This window comes from Roseomonas populi, assembly GCF_024594815.1.
GTDB lineage: Bacteria > Pseudomonadota > Alphaproteobacteria > Acetobacterales > Acetobacteraceae > Roseomonas > Roseomonas populi.
In genome coordinates this window covers 1-14364 of record NZ_JANJOU010000039.1, presented here as the reverse complement: position 1 = coordinate 14364, position 14364 = coordinate 1, and the positions used below count along the sequence as shown (strand labels likewise).

Below are 14364 nucleotides of genomic sequence, written 5' to 3'. Positions count from 1 at the left end.
TTCACAGACCAATAGGTCACCGCCGAAGGGCGATGACCGGCGGAAGCGCCGGCCGGGAGGAGGACCCGTCATGAGATGGACCCGCCGGGGCCTGCTGGCCGCTGGGGCTGCGTCGCCATTTGCCGCCCCCGCTGCATCGCCGGCGCAGCCGGTCCCGCAGCCGCCGCCGGGCTATCCCTCCAAGCCCATCCGGCTGTTGATCGGCTTCGCGCCAGGCGGCGCGACCGACATCGCGGCCCGGCTGGCGGCCCCCATCCTCTCGGAGTTCCTGGGCCAGCAGGTCGTGCTGGAGAACCGCTCGGGTGCCGGAGGCAACGTGGCGACCGAGATGACGGCGCGTGCCCCCGCCGATGGCTACACGCTGCTGATGCTCACCCCCGGCCAGGTCGTCACCAATCCCCTGATGATGCGCGTGCCCTACGACCCCGAGCGCGACATCACGGCCATCGCGCGGATGACGGCCGGGCAACTCGTGATGGTCGTGCCGAAGGACTCGCCCTTCCGCGACGTGCGCCAGTTGCTGGAGGCGGCGCGGGCGCGGTCCCGCGCCAACCCCTTGTCCTACGGCACGCCCGGGCCGGGCACCTCCCAGCACATTGTCATGGAGATGCTGAAGAAGGAGGGCAGCTTCGAGGCGACTCATGTGCCCTATCGCGGCAGCGGCCCGGCGGTGGCGGACCTGATCGGCGGCAAGATCGACTTCATGATCGACAGCGTCAGCCCGACCCTTCCCCATGTGCGCGCCGGTTCGCTGCGCGCCATCGCGGTGACGGGGGAGCAGCCGCACCCGGATTTCCCGGGTGCCGCCACGCTGAACAGCGTGGTGCCCGGCGTGGTCATGACCACCTGGGTCGGCCTGGGCGGCCCGCCGGACATGCCGCCGGCCATGGTGGCCTACCTGACAGAGGTGGTCCGGCGCACCGTGGGCCACCCGGGCTTCTCGGAGCGCATCAGGGACCTCGGCGGACAATCCGCCTGGCTGGGGCCGCAGGATTTCGCCGCCGCGCTCTCCGCGGAGCGGACGAGCATCGGTGCGGTGATCCGGGGAGCCAACATCCGCATGGAGTGAGGGATGGACGCGCAGCCCCTCAGAGGGGCTGTGCGCCGGATCGGCGGACGATCCCTCCCCAACGCTCCATCTCGGCCGCGACGAAGCGGCCGAAGGCCTCGCCGGCCAGCTCCTCCATGGGGCGGCTGCCATTGCCCTCGCCGAAGGCGCGCATCTCCGGGTCCCGGATCACGGCGGCGGCTGCGGCGGAGAGGCGCTCCACCACGGGGGCGGGGGCGCCGACCGGCATGAACAGGCCCGACCAGGTGGAGGACCAGGCGTCGGGCAGCCCGATCTCGGCGACGGTCGGCGCGGAGGGCAGCGCGGGGATGCGCGTGCGGGCGGTGACGGCGAGGGGACGCATGCGGCCCTCGGCGATGGGATCCCGCGTGGTCGCCACGTAGTCGAACATCACGTCCACGTTGCCGGCCATGAGGTCGGTCAGGGCGGGTGCCGCGCCGGTATAGGCAACGTGCGTCATCTCGATCCCGGCGATGGATTCGAACAGCACGGCGGTGAGGTGCGTGGAGGTGCCGACGCCGGCATGGGCGAGGTTGACGCGCCCCGGATTAGCGCGGGCGAAGCGGATGAACTCCTCCGCCGTGCGGTAGGGGCGCGAGGGGTTGGCGACGAGCACGTTGGAGGACTCGAACAGGCCCTGCAGCGGCGTGAAGCTGCGGACGGGGTGGTAGCCCAGGCGCCGGTACAGGGCGGGGGCGCCGGACATGGCGGCGTTGGTGCCGTAGAGGACCGTGTAGCCGTCCGGCGCCGCGCGGGCGGCGTACTCCGTACCGAGCGTGCCGCCGGCGCCGGGCCGGTTCTCGATCACCACGGGCTGCCCGAGTTGCTGGCCAAGCTTGCGGGAGGCGAGGCGGGATGTGGAATCCGTCACGCCGGCCGCGTTGAAGGGCACGATCCAGGTGATGGCGCGGGAGGGATAGGGCGCGGCACCCTGCGCCGCCGCCCCGCCCGGCCGGACGGCCCCGACAAGGGCGCCGCCGAGGGCGAGGGTGCGCCGGGTGAACGGCATGGCAGACCCCTCAGCTCGGCTGCGCGCCGGATCGGCGGACGATCTCCGCCCAGCGCGGGATCTCCGCCGCGATGAAGCGCGCGAAGCTGTCGCGGCTCAGCTCCACCATCGGCCGGCTGCCGTTGGCTTCGGCCACGCGGCGGATCTCGGGGTCGCGGATCGTCACCGCGGCCTCCGCGGCCAGCTTCTCCACCGCTTCGGGCGGGGAGCCGGCGGGGAGGAGGATGCCGGACCAGGCGGCGGAGGCGGCGTCCGGCAGGCCGATCTCCACCACGGTGGGCACCTCCGGCAGGGCCGGGATCCGGTCCTTCGCCGTCACCAGCACCGGGCGCAGGCGGTTCCCCTCGATGTGGTCCCGCGTGGCGACCGCGTAGTCGAACATGATGTCCAGCGTGCCCGCGATCAGGTCTGTCAGCGCCGGGCCGCTGCCGGGATAGGGCACATGTGTCATCTCGATGCCGGCCACGGTCTGAAAGAGCACGGCGGCCAAGTGCGTGCCGGTGCCAACGCCGGAGCTGCCGAAGTTCACCTTGCCCGGGTTCGCCTTGGCGTAGGCAATCAGCTCCTTCGCGGTGCGGTAGGGGCGGTAGGGATGCACCACCAGCACGTTCGGCGTCTCGAACATGGCCTGGATGGGGATGAAGCTGCGCAGGGGATCGTAGGGCAGCCGCCGGAACAGGGCGGGGGCGGTCGCGAGCGTGCCCTGGGTCCCGTACATCATCGTGTAGCCGTCGGGCGCGGCGCGCGCGCCCACCTCAGTGCCCAGCGTGCCCCCGGCGCCAGGGCGGTTGTCGATGATGACGGTCTGGCCGAGCCCCGCGCCGAGCTTGCGCGCGAAAAGGCGGGAATTGACGTCCGTGATGCCGGCCGGGGTGAAGGGCACGATCCAGGTGAGGGATCGGTTGGGGTAGCCGCCCTGCGCCGCCGTACGCCCCGCGCCGCCCGCAGCGCCGAGCGCCGCCAACCCCAGGCCGAGGGCCCGTCTGGTGATCCGCATCCTCTCCTCCCGCATCCGGCTTTGCGCCGTGACCTCCGAGTCATCGGAGTGACCTTCAGGATACCGAAGGGAGGGGAGGAATCAACGCGCGTCTTCAGGCCGCGGGCGGAACGGGGCCGAAGAGGAGGGGCCGCACCTCGTCCAGCGCCGCGCGATAGGCCTCCCGGCTTGCCTCCAACCGGCTGGTCGGACCGGCGAGGGAGACGGCCAAGGGCTCGCCCCCGACCAGCCCGGCGATGGCGATGGCGGCCACGCCCTCGCCGGCCTCGTCGGCCACCCAGGCCCAGCCCCGCGCCCGCACCTCCTCCACCGCCGCTTCCAGCCGCTGGGGATCGGTGATGGTGGCGGGGCCAAGCTGGCGCAGGGTGCGGGCACGGATCGTCCGGCGCATCTCCTCCGGCGGCATGAGGGCGAGCAGCGCCTTGCCGAGCGCGGAGGCGTGCATGGCCAGGCGCTCCCCCGGCCGCAGCATGAATCTCAGGGGGTGGCTGCCCTCCTGGATCGCGACGATCTGCACGCGGGTCCCGTCCGGCCGGCCGCAAATGGCCGTTTCGCCCGTGCGTTCGCTCAGTGCCGCGATGGCGTCCGCCGCAAAGGTGGCGATCGGATCCCGCTCCGCTGATTGCCGCGCGACCTCCAGCAGGCGGCGCGTGGGATAGAAGCGGCGGGAACGGACGGTGCGGAGCAGGTATCCCGCCTCGTGCAGCGTGTGCAGCAGGTCCGACGTGCTGCTCTCCGGCAGGCCGATGAGGCGGGCGATCTCGGCATTGGAGAGGTCGCGTTGCTCCCGCGCGAAGACCTCGAAGACGGCCAGGGTGCGCAGGGTCGCCGGGACGGTGGTCGGCATGGGTGTTCCAGGAAGGATCCGGTGGGCCCTGCCGTTAGAGGAGCGGCCGCGCGCTTTCCAGAGCGGGATGGCAGGGGCCTATCGTGACCTCCAAGGCATGATGTTGACTCAGAAGTCACTTACGCTACCATTCCTTCACCAGAGATGGACGCCAGGGCGGGAAACGCTCGGCGATAGGAAGGAAGCGGGCATGGCGCGTCTCACGGCGGGGCATCACCGATCGCGGCATCCGGACCCGGCGTGCCGGCCCCGAGGCGCCCATGGCCGTTGACCTCACCCCCGAGCAGGAGCTGCTGCGCGACAACGTGCGCCGCTTCATGGAGCGCCGCGTCGCGCCCGTGATCAACGCGCACGAGGTTGCGAAGACCTTTCCCTTCGAGATCCTGGGGGAACTGGCGGAGTTCGGCTATCTCGGCGGCCGATTGCCAGAATCGGATGGCGGCTTCGGGCTGGACTACGTCACCTGGGGGATGCTGCTGGAGCAGAGCGGCTACTACTGGATGTCGCTCCGCACCCTCGTGAACATCACCAACGGCGCCATCAACCGGCTGCACGCCTACGGCACGCCGGAACAGCGGGAGCGCTTCATGCTGCCGCTGCTGGAGAACCGCCGGCGCGCCTGCTTCGGGCTGACCGAACCCGATACCGGCTCGAACGCCGCGGGCGTCCAGGCGCGCGCCGACCGCAAGGGCGACACCTACGTCCTCAACGGGCGGAAGATGTGGATCACCAACGGCGCGAACGCCGACTTCGCCATCATCATCGCCCGTACCTTCAGCCCGGATTGCGATGGCGGGCTCTCCGCCTTCATCGTGGAGCGGGAGGTCTCGCACTACGACGTGCGGCCGCTGGACACGATGGTGCTGCGCTGCACGGGCACGGCGGAGCTTGGCTTCAGCGACGTGGTGATCCCGCGGGAGAACCTGCTGGGCGAGGAGGGTGGCGCCTTCAAGAACGTCCTGAAGGGGCTGAACGCCGCGCGGGTGAATATCGCCATGGGCGCGGTGGGCGCAGCCCAGGCCGCGCTGGACCTCTCCGTGGACTACGCGAAAGCCCGCAAGCAGTTCGGCAGGCCGATCGGCAGCTTCCAGCTGATCCAGAAGCACATCGTGGACATGACCATCCGCACGGAGGCGGCGCGGGCCCTGGCCTACAACGCCGCCACCGCGCTGGACCGCGGGCGCGACGCGCGCACGGAGTGCTCCATCGCCAAGCTCTACGCGACCGAGGCGGCGCATGAGGTGGCGAACATGGCGCTGCAGGTGCATGGCGGCATGGGCTACTCCACCGACTACCCGATCGAGCGCATCTTCCGCGACACGCGCGGCGGCATGATCCCGGAGGGGACGACGGAGATCCAGACGCTCATTGCCGGGCGCGAGATCCTCGGGCTCTCGGCGCTGACATGAGCAGCATGGGCATGAGCGGCTTCTCCGATCTCGGCCCACTTTTCGACCCGCGCTCGGTCGTGCTCGTCGGGGCCTCCGAACGGGCGGCCAGCGTGGGCGGGCGAACGCTCGCCAACATCGTGGACCACTCGGATTTCCGGGGCACGCTGCACCTCGTGAACGCGACGCGGCCTGAGGTGCGGGGCCTGCCCTGCCACCGGCGCGTCGCCGACCTGCCCTCCGCACCGGAGCTGGCCGTTATCGCCGTGCCGGCCGCCGGGGTGATGGAAGCGCTGCGTGAGTGCGCTTCCATCGGCGTGAAGGTCTGCGTCATCCTCACCTCCGGCTTCGGCGAGACGGGCGAGGAGGGGCGCGCTGCCGAGGCGGAGATGAAGGCGCTGGCGCAGTCCACGGGGATGCGCCTTTACGGCCCGAACTGCCCGGGCGTGACGAACATCAACAAGCGGCTCGGCTTCACCTTCTCCCCTGCCTTCAAGGACGACCTGCGCCCGGGGCCAATCGGGCTGGCGACGCAGGGCGGCGGGCTCGGGCGAAACCTGATGCAGGCCATGGAGCGCGGCGCGGGCTTCGCCCTGTGGTGCTCCACTGGCAACGAGGTGGACCTGCAGGTCGCGGACTTCATCCACTACATGGCCGGCGCGCCCGACGTGCGGGTGATCGGCACCATCCTGGAGGGGATCAAGGACGGTCCGCGCTTCCTGGCCGCGGCGCGCGCTGCGGCTGAGGCAGGCAAGCCGATCGTGGCCCTGAAGGTCGGCCGCTCGGAATACGGGATGAGGGCGGCGGCGTCGCACACCGCCTCGCTCACCGGCTCCGCCGAGGTGAACAGCGCTGCCTTCCGCCAGATGGGCATCATCGAGGTGGACGACGTGGACGAGCTGGTGGACGTCGCATCCCTGCTCGCGCGCGGGCGGCCGGGGCGCGGCGCGCGGATCGCCGTCTTCGGCTCCTCCGGCGGGGCCTGCGCGCTGGCGGCGGACATGGTGGGGCAGGCCGGCATCGTCCTGGCCGAGTTCGCGCCGGAAACCACCGCGGTCCTGGCGGAGAAGCTTCCCTCCTTCGCCGCGCTTGGCAATCCCGTGGACACGACCACTGTCACCCTGACGAACCCGGCCGTGATCGAGGAGACGCTGGCCGCGGTGGCGAATGATCCGGCCGTGTCGCTGGTGATGCTGCCGATGCCGCTCGACTACGGCCCCGTCTCCCTCACCGTCGCGGAACGGATGGCGGCGGCGCAACGGCTCTCGCCCGTGCCGCTCGTCCCGGTGTGGATGAGTGAGCGCACGGGTGCGGCCTACCGGCACTTCGCGGAGGCGGGGATGGTGCCGATCCGCAGCCTTCGCAACGCGGCCAGGGCCTTCCGGCGCTTCATTGACCGCGGCGCCTGGGAAGCGGGCACGATGCCGCGGGGCCTGGGTGCCGGGCTGCCGGACGGGCCCACCCGGACCTTGTCCGAGGCGGAGGGCAAGGCGGTGCTGCGCGCCGCCGGCCTCGCGGTGCCGGAGGGAGAGATCGCCCGCTCGGCCGCCGAGGCGGCGGAGATCGCGTCGCGGCTGGGCTTGCCGGTCGCGGTGAAGATCGCCAGCGCCGACATCCTCCATAAATCCGACATCGGCGGCGTGGCGCTCGGGCTGCGAACGGCGGAGGAGGCGGGCGCGGCCTTCGAGGCCGTGGCCCGTGCCGCCCGCGCGCACCATCCGGAGGCGCGGATCGACGGCGTGCTGGTGGAGCGCATGGCGCCTTCCGGCGGCCAGGAGGTCCTGCTCTCCGTCTCCCGCGACCCGGTGCTGGGCCAGGTGATGACCTGCGGCCTCGGCGGCATCCATGTGGAACTGCTGCGCGACCTCTCCCGCCGCCTCCTGCCCGTTGATGCCGCGGAGGCCGCGCGCATGCTGCGGGACTTGCGCGGCTTCCCGCTGCTGCAGGGCCTTCGCGGCGCCGCGCCCTGCGACCTGGAGGCGCTCTGCGCGGCCATGGCAGCAATTTCCGCCCTGGTGGAGGCCCGCCCCGGGGAGTTCGAGGAGATCGAGATCAACCCCTTGCGGGTCGGCGCCGCGGGGGAGGGCGCCTGGGCGCTGGACGCGGTAGTGACGCTGCGGGGCTAAGGCGGCGGTTGCCGCCGATCCGGCAGGTCGAGCGAGGTGGTCGCCGTCGCGCCCGCATCCACAGGCAGGATCGTGCCCGTGACCCAGCGGGCATGGCCGGAGGCGAGGTAGAGCACCGCCGCCCCGCAATCCCAGCCCGATCCCTCCGTGCGGAGGAGCGACCGGTTGCGCCGCGCCTCCCGCATCTCCTCCGACATGCCGCCCGCGTACATCATCGGCGTGTGAAGCATGCCCGGGCAGACGCAGTTCACGCGGATGCCCTCCCGCGCGTGGTGCACGGCCATGGCGCGGGTCATGTTCACCACCGCGCCCTTGGATGTCGGGTAGAGGAGGTTTGGCGTGCCGCCGCGCAGCCCCGCCACGGAGGCGATGTTCACGATTGCCCCGCCGCCGCGCCGCGCCATCTCCGGCACCGCGAACTTCGCCATCAGCATCATGGAGGTGACGTTCACGAGGAGGCCGTGGTTCCAGGCCTCCAGATCCACCTCCACCGCCGTCCCCTTCGGGCCGCCGATGCCGACATTGTTCACCAGCACGTCCACGCCGCCGAAGCGGGCGACGGCATTCTCCACGATTTGCCGGCAATCCTCCTGCCGCGTCACGTCGGCCTCGACCACGAGGGATTGGCCGCCCTCGGAGGCGATCATCTCCGCCGTCCGCTCGGCCCAGGCGCGGTTCGCGTCCACCAGCACCACCCGGGCCCCGGCCTCGGCCAGGAGGATGGCGGAGGCGCGGCCATTGCCGATGCCCTCGGCGCGAGATCCCGCGCCGGTGACGATCGCCACTTTGCCCTCCAAGTCCCGCGCGATGCGTGGCGGCAGAGCGGCGCTCATCGGCCGGTGCCCGCGTTCAGCGCGGGCGCGGGCCCGAGCGCTTCCATTCCCTCAAGCCGCACGGGAAAGCGGGCGAGCGGGCCGGCTTCCGTCTCCTGCATCGCGCCGCGCGCCACGAAATGGGGAAAGCCCGCCAACTCGCCCGGCGCCAGCACCGGTGCGGCCGGCACGTCGGCGGCGAGGAGGCGCTCCAGCAGCCCGGCGCTGTCCTCCTCGGCGCAGCGGGCACCGATCAGGGCGTTGATCGCCTCGGTCTCCGGCACGCGCTGGGCCATGCGCGAGTGGTCGGCCGTGTCGAAGGGTGCCAGCCTCAGGGCCGCGGCGAGGCGGGCCCAGAAATGATCCTCCAGCGCGCCGATGCTGATCGCGCGGCCGTCCCGGCACGGGAAGGCGCCGTAGCCCGGGCGGGCGAGGGACATGCGGCGCTGCGCCTCCAGCGTGTCTGCCCCCGCGCCGGCGAAGCGGCCGAGGCGCGGGTTCATCCAGTGCAGGGCGCATTCCGTCAGCGACACGTCGAGGAACTGCCCCCGCCCCGTGACGCCGCGTTGCACCAGGGCTGCCAGCACGCCCGCCAGCCCGTACACGGAGCCGCAGAGATCCGCCACCGGCACGCCTGCGCCGCCGCCCGAGATGGACTGCATCCCCGCCACAGACAGGTAGTTCAGGTCATGGCCGGGCACCGCGGCATAGGGCCCGTCCTGCCCGTAACCGCTCAGCGAGGCATAGACCAGGCGCGGGCTGATGGCGGCCAGATCCGCGTAGCCCAGCCCCAGCCGCGCCATCACTCCCGGGCGGAAGCTTTCCACCAGCACGTCGTGCTCGGCGGCGAGCGCGAGGGCCCTCTCGCGGCCCTCCGGCTGCTTCAGGTCGATCACCGCGCTGCGCTTGCCGCGGTTCACCGCGCCGAAGACGCCGGGCGACATCCGCCGCACCGGATCGCCGGCGGGCGGGCGCTCCACCTTCAGCACCTCGGCGCCGAGTTCCGCCAGGCAGCCTGTCAGGAAAGGACCGGGAAGAAGCTCCGAGAAGTCGAGCACACGCAGGCCGTGCAGGGGGGCAGGCATCAGATCATCCTCTCGTAGAGCGCGGCGGCGTCCGCGGTGCCGAGCGGGCGCGCATTGCCCTGGGTCGCGGCGCTCAGCTGGGCCTGTCGTGCCAGTTCCGGAATCATAGCGCGCTCCACGCCGAGCGCGCCGAGGCGGTCCGGCATGCCGAAGCGGTCCCGCAGGGCGGTGAGATGCGCCACCAGCGCCTCCGCCGCCGCCTCCTCCGATGCCTCTCTGCCCGCGACGCCGATCATCCGCGCGATGCAGGCGTATCGCCCGGCCGCGACCGGCATGTTGAAGCGCATGACATGGGGAAAGATCACGCCGAGGGAATCGGCGTGGGTGCAGTCCGTCAGGGACTCCACGGGCGTAGAAAGGCCGTGGATGCCGTCCACGCCCTTCAGCGTGATGCCGTGGCCGGCCAGGTAGCTGGCCAGCATCATCTCGGCCCGCGCCTCCATGTCGCGGCCGTCCTCCACCGCGCGGAGAAGATGCGCGGCGGCCCGCCGCATGGCCTCCGCTCCCACCATGTCGCCGATCGGGTGCGGGCGGTTGGAGGTGAGGACGCCCAGCGCGTGCATGATCACGTCCAGCCCCGTGGCGGCCGTGGCGCGCGGGGGAAGGCTCGCCACCAGCTCCGGGTCGAGCAGGGTGAGGGCCGGCCGCAGGTGCTCGCTCCGCAGCACCAGCTTGCGCCGGGGCGTCTTCAGCACCGCGCCCAGCGTCGTCTCGCTGCCCGTGCCGGAGGTGGTGGGGACCGCGACGAAGCGCAGCGGCTGCTGCGGGTGCTCGTGGATGCCGTCGTCGAAGAGGCTGTCGAGGGAGCGGCGGGTGAAGCGGCGCAGGCAGGCGCCCTTCACCGCGTCGATGGTGCTCCCGCCGCCGAGCGCCACGACTGCGTCGCAGTCCGCCGTCGCCCAACGCGCGTGGATCGCCTCCACCTCCACCTCGCGCGGGTTGGGGCTGACGCCGGTGTAGATTTCCACCGGCAGGGCGGCATCGCGGAGCAGGCCGGCCACGCGCTCCACCAGCCCCGCTTTCTGCAATCCGGCATCGGAGGCGAGGAGCACGCGCGTGGCGCCCAGCCCGCGCAGACAGTCCCCGAGCTGCGCGACGCTGCCGCACCCGAAGAGGGCCGGGTTCGGCCAGCCCATGCCGAAGGATGACAGCGCAGGGTCGGGCATTCGCTTCCTCGTGCACGAGCAGCGGCTTGTTCCCGCCGCGTCCTACGATAGGATGTAGATCGCTCCGATGTGCCGTAGTCAAGGCGCCGGGTGAGGGAACGTGGAAGGAAGGAGCCGGGCCTCATGGACGAGCAGCAGCACAGGCCCTCCGTCTACGATGGCGGCACCGTCGGCGACATGATCGTCACGCTGCTGGACCGCTTTCCCGACAAGACCGCCTTCATCGACGGCGCTCGCCGCTTCACCTACGCGGAGACGCGGGACGCGATCAGCCGCACCGTGCAGCACCTCCGCGCCCTCGGCCTGCGGAAGGGCGACACGGTGGTGCAGCTCTCCGGCAACCGGCCGGAGGTCTTCTTCGTCACCGCCGCCCTCTACCTGCTCGGCCTCCGCTCCGTCACGCTGCAGGCAATGGGTGGGATCGAGGACCACGCCTACATCCTCGAGCACTGCGACGCGCGGATGATGCTGGCGGACGGCGCCTATGCCGAGCGAACCCTCGCCCTGCGCGGCCGCGTACCGGGCGTGGCGCACTGGTACCTGCACGAGGCCGCCGGCGACCTTCCCGGCTTCTGGGCGGAGGCGGCCCGCCACACCCCGGCCCCGCTTCCGTCCGAGGCGACGCCGGACGACATCATCCGCCTGGCCTATACCGGCGGCACCACGGGCCGGCCGAAGGGCGTGATGCTGCCGGGCCGCGCGACAATGACGCAGACGCTGCTGCTGATGGCCGGCCGCGCCTGGAGCGACGCACCGCGCTTTCTCTGCCCCACCCCCATCTCGCACGGGGCGGGCGCCACGCTGATCCCCGTCCTCTGGCGCGGCGGCACGGTGATTCTGCAGAAGGGCTTTGACCCCGACCGCTTCCTGGACGCGATGGAGGAGCACGGCGCCACCGCCACCTTCCTGGTGCCCACCATGGTCTACAAGCTGCTGGACCACCCGCGCACGCGGAGAACCGACTTCTCCGGGCTGGAGACGCTGATGTACGGCGCAGCGCCGATGTCGCCTGCCCGCATCAAGGAGGCGCTGGGGGTCTTCGGCCCCGTGCTGCAGCAGGGCTACGGGCAGAGCGAGGCGCCGAGCGCCATCCTCACCCTTTCCCGCCTCGACCATACCGACCGGGACGAGCGCATCCTCTCCTCCGCCGGCAAGCCCTATCCGGGCATCACGGTGCGTCTCCTGGACGAGCGGGACGAGGAAGTGCCGCAGGGCGAGATCGGCGAGATCTGCGTCCGCGGGCCGCTGGCGATGGCGGGCTACCTGAAGCAGCCGGAGCTGACGGCGGAGGTGCTGCGCAACGGCTGGCTCCACACGGGGGACATGGCCTATCGCGACGCGCGCGGCTTCTTCTTCATCGTGGATCGCAAGAAGGACATGGTCGTGTCCGGCGGCTTCAACGTCTTCCCGAAGGAGGTGGAGGACGTGCTGACCGCCCATCCCGCCGTCTCCGCCGCCGCCGTGATCGGCGTGCCGGACCCGCGCTGGGGCGAGGCGGTGAAGGCGATCGTCGTCTGCCGCCCCGGCATGGCCGTCTCGGCCGCGGAGCTCGCGGCCCTCGTGAAGGAGCGCAAGGGCGCCGTCGCCGCTCCCAAGACGGTGGACTTCGTGGAGAGCCTGCCCCTCACCGTGCTCGGCAAGCCCGACAAGAAGGCGTTGCGCGCGCCCTACTGGGAAGGGCAGGCCCGGGCCGTGGGCTGAAGGGCGTGCCCCGTCACACCCGCAGCACGATCTTCCCGAAGTGCCGGTTGGCCCGCATATGAGCCAGCGCCTCGGCCGCCTCCTCCAGCGCGTACTCGGCCGCGACCGGCAACTGCAGACGTCCGGCCTCCAACGCGCTCCAGAGGTCGGCGCGCATGCGGCGGTTGATCTCGCGCACCTCCTCCACGCTCCGGGTGCGGAAGGTGACGCCGACATAGGCGATGCGGCGCAGCGCGTGCAGGTCGAAGTCGAAGGGCGCCGAGGCCCCACCGAGGCGGCCGACATTGACGATGCGGCCAAGAATGGCGGTGGCCCGCAGGTTCGCGTTCATCATGGGCCCGGAAACCTGGTCCACGAGAAGATCCACGCCGCGCCCGTCCGTGGCGGAGAGCACGGCGTCGGGCCAGGCGGCGTCGCCCGTGTCGATGGCCAGCCCCGCCCCGAACTCCTGCAGCCTCGCCCGGCGCTCCGGGTTGGTGGAGGTGCCGATGACCAGCCCCGCGCCCATCTCGCGCGCGATCTGCATCGCCATCAGCCCCACGCCGGAGCTGGCGCCCTGCACCAGCACCGCCTCGCCTTGCCTCAGGCGCCCGTTGGTCACGACCGCGTCGTGCATGGTCTGCAGCGCGACGGGCAGCGTCGCGGCCTGGGCGAAGCCGATGTTGCTGGCCGGCAGCCGGCTGACGCGGCCCAGATCGGCCACCGCGTACTCGGCGTAGCCGCCGGCGCCGGAGCACATCACGCGGTCGCCAGGCCGGAGTTCCGTCACCTCGGCCCCGACCGCTTCCACCTCCCCCGCCCATTCCAGGCCGAGCACCGTGCCCGCGCCGCCCTGCGCCCCGTGGGCCCGCCCCGCCGCCATGCCGAGATCCGCCCGGTTCAGCCCGGCCGCGCGCACGCGGACAAGCACCTCCGAACGGCCGGGGCGCGGGACCGGAACCTCCTGCAGCCTGGGCCCGTCCTCCGTCACCACCACGGCCCTCATGCGGCGCTTCTCCTCTCCGTTGCCGGCGAGTTTGTCGGAACTCCCGAGCCGCGCCTAGCAGATACCCTTGCAGGAAGGATCGAACCATGGACGCACCCGCCGTGAACCGCACCCCCCGGACCGAGGATGCCAGCCGCCAGGTTCATCCCGAAACCCTGGGGCAGGGGCCGCGGTTCCGGCGCCTCGCGGGCCGGCGCGTGCTCGTGGTGGGGGCGGGCCAGCGCGCCAGCGCCGAGCCGGAGCCGCCGGTGGGGAATGGCCGCGCCATGGCCGTGCTCTTCGCCCGGGAAGGTGCTTCGGTCGCGTGCCTCGACAATGCGCGGGATGCGTTGATGGAGACCTGCGCCATCATCGGGCGGGAAGGGGGAGTCGCCGTCCCGATCCTGGCCGACGTCTCCGACGCCGGAGCGATTCCTCGCGCGGTCGAAGAGGCAAGGGAAAACCTTGGCGGCCTTGATGGGCTGGTGCTGAACGTCGGCATCTCGACTCGCCAGAAGATGGACGAGCTGACGACAGAGGACTGGGACCGCGTCTTCGCGGTCAACGTCCGGAGCAACATGCTCTTCGCGCAACAGGCGCTGCGGGTCATGGCGCCCGGCGGTGCGATCGTGCTGATCTCCTCGCTGGCGAGTCACAGGGCGGCATCGCGCAACCCGGCATATGAGGCCTCCAAGGCGGCGCAGGTGGCGCTGGCGCGGAGCATCGCCCGGGCGGGAGAGCCGATGGGCATCCGTTGCAACAGCGTCGCGCCAGGGCTGATGGATACGCCGATGGGGCGGGATGCCAGCCGAAACCGGCCCAGCCGGGCTGCCTTCGTACCCTTCGGGCGGCAGGGAACAGGCTGGGAGGTGGCCTATGCTGCCCTGTTCCTTATCTCGAACGAAGCTTCTTACGTGAATGGCCACTGCCTTCTGGTCGATGGCGGGCTCGGGGTTGGCATCGCCAGAGACTGAGAGCCGATCTGCTACTGGTCCCGCCAGTCCGCTAACCTCATGAAAAGACGACGCAAATGCACGTTTCTTTTACATAATTCATATTATGCACCTTATGGGTGTAGGCGCAAAGCTAAAGTGTCACCCTTAGGCAAAGCAGAAATGTCAGCCTCCGCCAAGGTGAGCTTGGGATGTGGAGGCGGCGGTGGGCTGGGTGGCCATGAGTGAACGAGAACTGCGCCGGGCT

At 71.5% G+C, this 14364-nt stretch carries 12 protein-coding genes; 5 read left to right on the top strand and 7 right to left on the bottom strand.

Going from position 1 to position 14364, the window contains the following annotated elements; translation table 11 throughout:
- Positions 1-70 precede the first annotated feature (70 nt).
- Positions 71-1069, top strand: coding sequence for a Bug family tripartite tricarboxylate transporter substrate binding protein (locus NRP21_RS26840; RefSeq protein WP_257719320.1), 999 nt, complete (start codon positions 71-73; stop codon positions 1067-1069).
- Positions 1070-1088: 19 nt separating this feature from the next.
- Here the strand turns inward: NRP21_RS26840 and NRP21_RS26835 are convergent, their stop codons facing one another.
- From NRP21_RS26835 to NRP21_RS26825, 3 genes are all read right to left on the bottom strand, one after another.
- Positions 1089-2078 (bottom strand): Bug family tripartite tricarboxylate transporter substrate binding protein, encoded by a 990-nt coding sequence (locus NRP21_RS26835; RefSeq protein ID WP_257719319.1) that lies wholly within the window; start codon positions 2076-2078, stop codon positions 1089-1091.
- A gap of 10 nt (positions 2079-2088) precedes the next feature.
- Entirely contained in the window at positions 2089-3075 is a 987-nt protein-coding gene (locus NRP21_RS26830; protein WP_257719318.1) for a Bug family tripartite tricarboxylate transporter substrate binding protein, read from the bottom strand.
- Between the two features lie 94 nt (positions 3076-3169).
- Complete coding sequence (locus NRP21_RS26825) at positions 3170-3922, bottom strand: IclR family transcriptional regulator (RefSeq protein WP_257719317.1); 753 nt, start codon at positions 3920-3922, stop codon at positions 3170-3172.
- Positions 3923-4182: 260 nt separating this feature from the next.
- On the opposite strand from NRP21_RS26825, the gene NRP21_RS26820 reads away from it, so the two are divergent.
- A complete protein-coding gene (locus tag NRP21_RS26820) occupies positions 4183-5331 on the top strand; it encodes an acyl-CoA dehydrogenase family protein (RefSeq protein WP_257719316.1) in 1149 nt (382 codons plus the stop codon).
- Between the two features lie 11 nt (positions 5332-5342).
- Complete coding sequence (locus NRP21_RS26815) at positions 5343-7436, top strand: acetate--CoA ligase family protein (RefSeq protein ID WP_257719315.1); 2094 nt, start codon at positions 5343-5345, stop codon at positions 7434-7436.
- Here NRP21_RS26815 and NRP21_RS26810 read toward each other — a convergent pair.
- The 3 genes from NRP21_RS26810 to NRP21_RS26800 are packed head-to-tail and all read right to left on the bottom strand — an operon-like array spanning position 7433 to position 10499.
- Positions 7433-8269 carry an SDR family NAD(P)-dependent oxidoreductase gene (locus NRP21_RS26810; protein ID WP_257719314.1) on the bottom strand — a complete coding sequence of 279 codons (837 nt, stop codon included), beginning with the start codon at positions 8267-8269 and terminating at the stop codon, positions 7433-7435. The genes NRP21_RS26815 and NRP21_RS26810 overlap by 4 nt on opposite strands.
- A complete protein-coding gene (locus NRP21_RS26805; protein ID WP_257719313.1) occupies positions 8266-9333 on the bottom strand; it encodes a CaiB/BaiF CoA transferase family protein in 1068 nt (355 codons plus the stop codon). The genes NRP21_RS26810 and NRP21_RS26805 overlap by 4 nt, the downstream gene beginning before the upstream one ends.
- Positions 9333-10499 (bottom strand): iron-containing alcohol dehydrogenase, encoded by a 1167-nt coding sequence (locus NRP21_RS26800; RefSeq protein ID WP_257719312.1) that lies wholly within the window; start codon positions 10497-10499, stop codon positions 9333-9335. Before NRP21_RS26800 ends, NRP21_RS26805 begins: the two co-directional genes overlap by 1 nt.
- Positions 10500-10622: 123 nt before the next feature.
- On the opposite strand from NRP21_RS26800, the gene NRP21_RS26795 reads away from it, so the two are divergent.
- Positions 10623-12200, top strand: a complete 1578-nt coding sequence (locus NRP21_RS26795) for an AMP-binding protein (protein WP_257719311.1) — start codon at positions 10623-10625, stop codon at positions 12198-12200.
- 13 nt (positions 12201-12213) lie between these two features.
- Here NRP21_RS26795 and NRP21_RS26790 read toward each other — a convergent pair whose 3' ends face one another.
- Positions 12214-13185: a zinc-binding dehydrogenase gene (locus tag NRP21_RS26790; RefSeq protein ID WP_257719310.1), complete on the bottom strand. Its 972-nt coding sequence runs from the start codon at positions 13183-13185 to the stop codon at positions 12214-12216.
- A gap of 86 nt (positions 13186-13271) precedes the next feature.
- Here NRP21_RS26790 and NRP21_RS26785 point away from each other — a divergent pair, with 86 nt between their 5' ends.
- Positions 13272-14138: an SDR family NAD(P)-dependent oxidoreductase gene (locus NRP21_RS26785; protein ID WP_257719309.1), complete on the top strand. Its 867-nt coding sequence runs from the start codon at positions 13272-13274 to the stop codon at positions 14136-14138.
- The last annotated feature ends 226 nt before the right edge of the window (positions 14139-14364 follow it).